Source organism: Nocardia kruczakiae NBRC 101016, from assembly GCF_001612965.1.
Taxonomy (GTDB): domain Bacteria; phylum Actinomycetota; class Actinomycetes; order Mycobacteriales; family Mycobacteriaceae; genus Nocardia; species Nocardia kruczakiae.
The window spans coordinates 1-7169 of sequence record NZ_BDBL01000083.1; the positions used below are offsets into that span (position 1 = coordinate 1).

Here is a 7169-nt window from a genome sequence, read left to right on the forward strand (position 1 = left end):
AGCGGCTTGCCGTCCACACCCCGCGGCGGCGGCAGCGGGCGACCGTCCGGGCCGGTCGGCGGCGGCGGGCGAGCCGTTCTGGGCGGCCGACGGGTCGAGGGCCTGATGCTGTGCCGCAGCGAGCGGAGCCGCTGCCGCCCGGCCGGCCGTCAGGCCGAAGCCCGCGATCGCGGCGCACGCGAGAAGTGCGGCCGTGGTGCGTGTCATGGGCGAATCCTTGTCTCGAAAGATGTTGTCCGTCATGGGTTTGGACGCTCCCGCGTGGAGGCGGTTCCACCGAACCGGAGATGTGAGTCAGCTCACAGTCGAGCGGCGGTGAGGACCATGGTGGCGTACGGCATCGTGAAGCTGCCACCCATCGCGTCGATCGCCTCGCCGACGCCCGCGAGCACCTGTTCCACCACCTCGGGCGACGCTTGCGTCAGCGTGCCCTGGGTGGGCATCTGATCCAGCCACTCGTCACGGGTGTAGCGGTGTTCCCAATCGAAGCGCCACCGCTGCACATCACCGAATCCACCGGCATCGCGAATTCCGTTGGCGGAGTCGACGAGTATGGGCTCGTAGGGGTCCACCGCCCGGTCGGGACGGGCCGGTGGACGGAAGGGCGAATCCGGGAGCAGCCGGCGGTAGACCTCGGCGAAGGCCTCGGCCACGGCGGGCGGCAGCGTGAAAGCGTGCCAGAACAGTGCCAACCGCCCGGACGGGCGCAACGCCTGTGCCGCCTTGCGCGCCCCCTCGACCGGATCGATCCAATGCCACGCGGTACCGGACACCACCGCGTCGAAGACGCGCCCGGCCGGATCCCACTCCTCCAGCCGGGCCACCTCCACTTCCAGTCCGTCACGGCGTGCGAAGTCGGCCATCCGGGCGTCGGGTTCGACACCCAGCACGGTGCAGCCCGCGGCACGGAACTGCCGCGCTTCGATACCGGTGCCGCAGCCGGCGTTCAGGTAGTTCGGCCCCGGGCTCGCCGCGACGATGCGGTCGATCATGGCGTGCGGATAGGGCGGGCGGGTGCGGTCGTATCGGGCCGGATCGATGCCGAAGGATTCGCCGGTCGACCGGCGCCGGGCGGGCGTGATCGCCGGTGCGGGCGGTTCGGTGGAGGACATACGGCAACGGTAGGTCGAGCGAATGCGATTCGTCAACCATTCGTTGACGATCTAGCAATCGTCAATGCATGATTGACGAGAGCTGTCGTATCGTTGCCCGTGTCTGCGGTCGTCACCGCCCCCACGCGAGGGTTATCCGCGTCGTCGCGAGGAAATCCGCCGTCAGTTCGCGCAATGCCAGGAACTGCCCGCCCGTCCCGTATTTCCTTCGCAGACTTCCGAAATCGGTGAACGCGGCCGCGGCGGCGATCTGATTGGAATCGGGTATGCGGGTCGGGAACAATCGCGGCAGAGTGCGATTGGCCTGCAAAATCTCCAGGGTGGTGCGGTGGACCGCAGACGAACGGCGGTACTTGGTGACCACGACGCCGAGCTCCTCCAGCGGATCGCCCCAGCGGGTGGCGAGGTGGCGCAGATGCGCCTGCACCGGCGGAATTCCGTAGGTGGACATGATGTCCGGGATGGTGGGGATCAGGTAACCGTCGGACAGCCGCAGGCCGTTCTGGGTGATCGGGCCGAGATTCGGCGGGCAGTCGACGAGGACGTAGTCGTAGTCCTCGAGTACGCCCGACAGCGCCCGGGCCAGCACCGTGGTGGGTTCGCCCTGCCGCAGCGCGGGCATCTCGTCCTGCAGCGCAATCAGTTTCGGCGAGGCGGGCAGCAGATCGACGGTGGTGACCGCATGCATGGGCGACACCTCGTGCTGAATCAGCGCGCGCACATCGGGAGCAGGGCCCCCGGCCAGAGCGGCGGCGAAGATCGCGGCCAGGGTGCTGCCACCGGAATCCAGTTCCATCGCCCGGTTTTCGCCGACCATCATCGCGGTGAGATTGGCCTGGGGATCCAGATCGATCAGCAGGACCCGCTTGTCGAATTCGGCGGACAGGATTTCGGCCAGCGCGGCCGTGGTGGTGGTCTTACCCACCCCGCCCTTCAAGTTGAACGTCGCCACCACGTACGGTCGCGAGCGCCCCGGCGTGCGCTCGGCCTCCCAGATCCGTTGCGGCCGTTCCAACCGCAGCACACGGCCGGCCCGGGTGCGCCCCAGCCAGTCGAATCCGTCCTCGTCGGCCGCCGCATTCGCCGGCTGCGGCACACCGAGCGAACCCACGACCTCGACCGATCCCGTGTGCTGCCCGGATGTTGTCTCGCTTCGTAACTCCACCAGCCCGAGACCCTCCATTCACACCACCGTCGGCACGGTGCGCTACACCTTAATGACCGACACCCGCTGCGGCACTGCACGACACCGGCCCACGAGGCGGATATTCGATGACTTTTCCTGCGATATTGCACGTTCGGCCCGGCGGGCGGCGAAGATACCAGAGTGCGAACGAAATTCTCCTCCGAACTCGCGGCGCTCTCCGACGAGCTCGCTCATATGGCTCGGTTGGCACACGAGGCGGCCGAACGCGCCGCGGTGGCGATCGAGAACGCCGATCTGACCGCTGCCTACGAGGTATTCGCGCTGGAGGAGAGAATCCAGGCCGAGCACGCCAAATGCGAGGACCGGTCGGTGATCCTGCTCGCCCTGGAAGCGCCCGTCGCGCGGGATCTGCGCAACGTGGTGACCGCCATCCAGATCGCGGAGGATCTGTCCGGCATCGCGGGCGGGCTCAGCCGGGTTGCCGACGGTGTGGTGCGGAAATTCCCGGAACCCGTGGCGCCCGAGGACATCACGCATCAACTCTCGGCGATGGCCGCGGCGCTGGTCGACCTGACCGCCGCGGCAATCGCGGTGATCTCGGCCCAGCAGGTGGCACCGGACACCACCCTGATTCCGCCCGATCCGGCGATCGAACAGCTCCAGCAGCAACTGCTGCGCGCGGTCGCCGACGACGGCTGGCAGCACGGCAATGCGATGGCGGTCGAAACAGCACTGCTGGCACACCATTTCGAGCGCTGCGCCGCGCACTGCGTGCGGATCGGGCGGCTGATCCGGTTCTTCCACACCGGCGTACCGCTGTCGGCGCAGACCGACGAGGAGTGAGCGGAACGTGCACGCGGGCAGGAGTACGCCGCATCGGGCTCGACGCAGCGGTGTCGAATTCAGTCGGCGGAACTTCTCCTCGCGAGATAACGCGGCAGGACCGCATCCACCAGCCAGACTCCGTTGCCGGTGCGGTAGAACGACTGCCCGTCGCGATACATGCGCTCGGCCGCGACGCCGAAGACAACCGGGCGACCGTGCCGGCCACCCACCGTGCGTGCGGTTTCCACATCCGCCGACAGGTGGACCGCATGCCGGCGCATCGGGCGCAGCCCCTCGGCCATGATCACCTCGACCAGGTGCTCGGCCGTGCCGTGGAACAGGATCGGCGGCGGTTCCGTCGGGGTGTAGCCCAGGTCGACGGGGATGGAGTGTCCCTGCCGGGCGCGGATCGACGTCGCGGTCTCGTCGAATTCGTAGCGCTGCTTGTTGTTCCGCGCGACCACCGCGTCCAGGTCCTCGCGAGTGATCGTGGTTCCGGCCCCGTTCGCCTGCCGCAGCAGCACATCCACCGGCACCCAGCCCGCGGCGTCCGGTTCCAGGCCGATCCCGTGCGGATCGTGCCGCAACCACTTCGACAGGCGCTTGGACAAGCGCACCAGTTCTCGATCGTTCATAGTCATTCACCACCACGATCGCACGGCGCCCGGAGCGGCACCAGCGAATTCCGGCCGCTGGGCCCGAACCCGACCCAGTAACCTGGGCGCATGACAGCTGTTGCAGATCGTTCACTCGGCCCGGAACTGGCACGTACCGAGAGCATCGGCCCCGATACCGATGTTCTCGTGGTCGGACTTCTGTCCACCGACGACGGGCCCGTGATCGCCGCGGCCGACGTATTCGACGCGGTGCTCGATGCCGGCACCCGGGAGCAGTTGCTGGCATCGCTGCTGGCCGTCGGTGCGAAGGGTAAGGCCGAGGAACTGACGCGGATCCCGGCGCCGGACGGGCTCGGCGCGACCAGCGTGCTCGCGGTCGGGCTCGGCGGACGGGACGCGCTGGACGCCGAGCAGATCCGCAAGTCCGCCGGTGTGGCCGCCCGCTCGCTCGCCGGCACCGCCAAGGCCGTCACGACGCTGTCCGGACTGGATCTGGGCGCCGCTGCCGAGGGCTTCTACCTGGGCGCCTACACCTTCACCGCGTTCAAGTCCGACAAGTCCGCACCCAAGCCGGCCGAACAGCCGCTGCAACGCGTCGAATTCCTCGTTCCCACAGCCGATTCCGGCGAGGACGAACTGTTCCGCGCCCAGGCCGTCGCCGAGGCGGTGGCGACCGCGCGCGATTTCGTCAACACTCCCCCGAACGCCCTCTTCCCGGCCGAATTCGCCGAGCGCGCAGCCGAATTGGCGCGGGCGGCCGGACTCGATGTGGAAATCCTCGACGAGAAGCAGCTGGAGGCGGGCGGTTACGGCGGCATCGTCGGCGTCGGCAAGGGCTCCTCGCGCCCGCCGCGGCTGATCCGCATCACCTACTCCGGCGGCGATACGAAGGTCGCGCTGATCGGCAAGGGCATCACCTTCGACACCGGCGGTATCTCCATCAAGCCGGCGGCCAATATGGAAAATATGACCTCCGATATGGGTGGCGCCGCGGCGGTCATCGCGACCACCCTGGTGGCGGCGCGGCTCGGACTGCCGATCACGGTCACCGCGACGGTGCCGATGGCCGAGAACATGCCCTCGGCAACCGCCCAGCGTCCCGGCGATGTGCTCACCCAGTACGGCGGCACCACGATCGAGGTCATCAACACCGACGCCGAGGGCCGGCTGATCCTGGCCGACGCGATCGTGCGCGCGGGTGAGGACAACCCGGACTACCTGATCGACGTCGCGACGCTGACCGGAGCGCAGATGGTCGCCCTGGGCACCCGCACCCCGGGCGTGATGGGCACCGAGGAGTTCCGCGACCGGGTGGCGCGGCTGTCGCAGGAGGTCGGCGAGAACGGCTGGCCGATGCCGCTGCCCGCCGAATTGCGCGCCGACCTGAACTCGAAGGTCGCCGATATGGCCAACGTATCCCCGCACCGCTGGGGCGGCATGCTGGTCGCCGGGACCTACCTCAAGGAATTCGTGCCCGAGGGTGTGCAGTGGGCGCATCTGGATGTGGCGGGCCCGGCCTACAACACCGGTGGGCCGTTCGGCTACATCGGCAAGGGCGGCACCGGCGTTCCCGTGCGCACGCTGGTCGCGGTGTTGACCGACATCGCGGGAGAGTAAGCGGCACAACAGGATTCGGATTCCCGGTCGGCGGCTGTCGGACGTGTGGCCGACCGGGATCTGGTCAGCGCATCACCCGGGCCGGTTCGGCACCGCCGATGCCGGATTTTCAACTGTCGGGCCCCGCTCGGCCCGAAGCCTCCTACTCCGCGGACAGGTCCCGGAGATCGGCCTCCAGCGCGCGCTTGCGCTCGATACGTTTGCGGGCGTCGTAGTCGCGCATGCGTTGCGGGTAGCCGGTGCGGCCGACGTCGTAGACGGGAACCCCGAGGCGGCTCGACAATTGGCGCGCGCCGCGCTCGCCCACGACCCGCCGCGTCCATTCCCCATCGGCGGCGATAAGAATCGCTGTGACATCGGTCACTGTCGTCTTGGGTTCGATATACGCCTCGACACCCACGTGGGTGCGCACCCAGTCGGCCAGATAACGGATATCGGAGGCGTCGGCGCCTCTGCCCGCGCGGCCGCCGCGGAAACGATCGAGCAACCCCACGGCCGCCTACCTCCTCGTCGAATGTCGGGTGCGTGTCCTCCCGATCCATCGATAGTGCCAGCTGTCGGGCATTTCGGGCGCACGCCCAGCTCCGCCGGGGACACCGTGTCCGGACCCTGCGGTTTCGCGCGGGGTGTCGAACCGGACACGCCGAGTCCGACGATCGACATCCGGGCAGCTCTCCGCAGCGGCGCGGATGCTGTGATGTCGCCACGGGCCCGCCGACCGCCCGCCCTGTGGTACGTATCGCAACGGCGAGTGCAAGGATGGAGAACCGGAACAAGAACCGCACGGATCTCCGGTGCCACAGGAATGTTCGGTGGCAGCCGGGTGCTCGCCGCGACCCGCGGCGCGCCCCGCCGAGAGACGAACTGTTGTGAACCCGTCGAGCAGTTAGAGGAGTCAACGGACATGGCCTTCTCCGTCCAGATGCCAGCTCTTGGTGAGAGCGTCACCGAGGGCACTGTGACCAGGTGGCTGAAGCAGGAAGGAGACACGGTCGAGGTCGACGAGCCCCTGCTCGAAGTGTCCACCGACAAGGTCGACACCGAAATCCCGTCCCCCGCAGCGGGTGTGCTCACCAAGATCGTGGCCCAGGAAGACGACGTCGTCGAGGTCGGCGGCGAACTGGGCGTGATCGGCGACGCCGGCGAGGCGTCCGCGTCCGCACCCGCCCCGGCACAGGAGGCACCGGCCCAGCAGGCACCGGCCGAATCCGCGCCCGCGCAGGAAGCGCCCGCGCAGGAGGCCTCCGCCCAGGAGGCCCCCGCGCAGCAGCCCGCCCCCGCCGCGCAGTCCGGCGGTTCCGCCGACGGCACTCCGGTGAAGATGCCCGAACTCGGCGAATCCGTCACCGAGGGCACGGTCACCCGCTGGCTCAAGCAGGTCGGTGACCAGGTCGAGGTCGACGAGCCGCTGCTCGAGGTCTCCACCGACAAGGTCGATACCGAAATCCCGTCGCCGGTCGCCGGCACGCTGCTCGAGATCAGCGCGAACGAGGACGACGTGGTGTCGGTCGGCGGTCAGCTCGGCGTGATCGGCAGCGGCTCGCCCGCCGCCGCGCAGTCCGCGCCCGCTCCGGCTCCGGCGCCCGAGCAGCAGCAGGCCCCCGCCCAGGAAGAGCCCGCCCAGCAGGCTCCCGCCCAGCAAGCGCCGCAGCAGCAGGCTCCTCAGCAGGCGCCGGCCAAGCAGGAAGGGCCCGCTCAGCAGGCCCCCGCCCAGCAGGCTCCGGCGCAGCCCGCGCCCGCCTCCACGTCCGGCAACGGCGAATCTCCCTACGTCACCCCGCTGGTCCGCAAGCTGGCCCAGGAGAACAATGTCGATCTGTCGACGCTGAAGGGTTCCGGCGTCGGCGGCCG

At 69.0% G+C, this 7169-nt stretch carries 8 protein-coding genes; 3 read left to right on the forward strand and 5 right to left on the reverse strand.

What is annotated here, in order from left to right:
* From NK1_RS32980 to NK1_RS32990, 3 genes are all read right to left on the reverse strand, one after another.
* Positions 1-207, reverse strand: a 207-nt coding sequence (locus NK1_RS32980; protein ID WP_218023206.1) for a hypothetical protein, incomplete at its 3' end; no start/stop codon positions are given.
* A 92-nt stretch (positions 208-299) separates the two neighbouring features.
* A complete protein-coding gene (locus tag NK1_RS32985; RefSeq protein WP_063015122.1) occupies positions 300-1112 on the reverse strand; it encodes a class I SAM-dependent methyltransferase in 813 nt (270 codons plus the stop codon).
* Positions 1113-1224: 112 nt separating this feature from the next.
* A complete protein-coding gene (locus tag NK1_RS32990) occupies positions 1225-2067 on the reverse strand; it encodes a ParA family protein (RefSeq protein ID WP_063015129.1) in 843 nt (280 codons plus the stop codon).
* Positions 2068-2439: 372 nt separating this feature from the next.
* On the opposite strand from NK1_RS32990, the gene NK1_RS32995 reads away from it, so the two are divergent.
* The gene (locus NK1_RS32995; RefSeq protein ID WP_063015124.1) at positions 2440-3102 is read left to right on the forward strand and encodes a phosphate signaling complex PhoU family protein; all 663 of its coding nucleotides are present in this window, start codon (positions 2440-2442) and stop codon (positions 3100-3102) included.
* Positions 3103-3161: 59 nt separating this feature from the next.
* On the opposite strand, the gene NK1_RS33000 is transcribed toward NK1_RS32995, so the two are convergent.
* Complete coding sequence (locus NK1_RS33000) at positions 3162-3719, reverse strand: RNA 2'-phosphotransferase (protein WP_063015126.1); 558 nt, start codon at positions 3717-3719, stop codon at positions 3162-3164.
* A gap of 90 nt (positions 3720-3809) precedes the next feature.
* On the opposite strand from NK1_RS33000, the gene NK1_RS33005 reads away from it, so the two are divergent.
* Positions 3810-5318 (forward strand): leucyl aminopeptidase, encoded by a 1509-nt coding sequence (locus tag NK1_RS33005; protein ID WP_063015128.1) that lies wholly within the window; start codon positions 3810-3812, stop codon positions 5316-5318.
* A gap of 142 nt (positions 5319-5460) precedes the next feature.
* On the opposite strand, the gene NK1_RS33010 is transcribed toward NK1_RS33005, so the two are convergent.
* Positions 5461-5811 (reverse strand): hypothetical protein, encoded by a 351-nt coding sequence (locus tag NK1_RS33010; protein ID WP_036500046.1) that lies wholly within the window; start codon positions 5809-5811, stop codon positions 5461-5463.
* A gap of 411 nt (positions 5812-6222) precedes the next feature.
* On the opposite strand from NK1_RS33010, the gene NK1_RS33015 reads away from it, so the two are divergent.
* A partial coding sequence (locus NK1_RS33015; RefSeq protein ID WP_174552779.1) for a biotin/lipoyl-containing protein occupies positions 6223-7169 on the forward strand: 947 nt, incomplete at its 3' end.

What these genes read in the sequence shown, in the direction of transcription:
- NK1_RS32985 (WP_063015122.1), bottom strand. Translation starts at nt 1,112, where the DNA reads ATGTCCTCCACCGAACCGCCCGCACCGGCGATCACGCCCGCCCGGCGC.
- NK1_RS33000 (WP_063015126.1), bottom strand. Translation starts at nt 3,719, where the DNA reads ATGAACGATCGAGAACTGGTGCGCTTGTCCAAGCGCCTGTCGAAGTGG.
- NK1_RS33005 (WP_063015128.1), top strand. Translation starts at nt 3,810, where the DNA reads ATGACAGCTGTTGCAGATCGTTCACTCGGCCCGGAACTGGCACGTACC.